Source organism: Dielma fastidiosa (genome assembly GCF_000313565.1).
GTDB classification, from domain to species: domain Bacteria; phylum Bacillota_I; class Bacilli_A; order Erysipelotrichales; family Erysipelotrichaceae; genus Dielma; species Dielma fastidiosa.
In genome coordinates this window covers 1-336 of sequence record NZ_CAEN01000106.1, presented here as the reverse complement: position 1 = coordinate 336, position 336 = coordinate 1, and the positions used below count along the sequence as shown (strand labels likewise).

General features: G+C 42.0%; 1 protein-coding gene. It reads left to right on the top strand.

Translation table 11 applies throughout. From position 1 onward, the window contains the following. Window positions 1–336, top strand: a 336-nt coding sequence (locus DAHG_RS21335; protein ID WP_022936308.1) for a hypothetical protein, incomplete at both ends; no start/stop codon positions are given.

The window sequence follows — 336 nt, the reverse complement described above, 5'->3', positions numbered from 1 at the left end:
TATCATCATGCAGAGAAATTAGAAAGAGCAGTCAGATTACCGCATAATACCGCTGGTAAAGCTGTAGCTTATGAACTCTATGATCATGGTGAGTATTTCATCATCAAAGCAATCATTGAGGTGGAACCCAAAATGATCATGACCAAAAAGGAAGAAGGCAGTATCGGTATCGACATCAATGTTAACCATATCGCGGTTGCCCACATCGATCGGCAAGGCAATCTGTGCAGACAGCAGATTCTGCCGATGAAGCTAAAGGGAAAGACAAGGAATCAGCGAAAGCATGAGATTGCGGAAACAGCAAGTAAGATCATTCATGAATGTGTACATACCAAT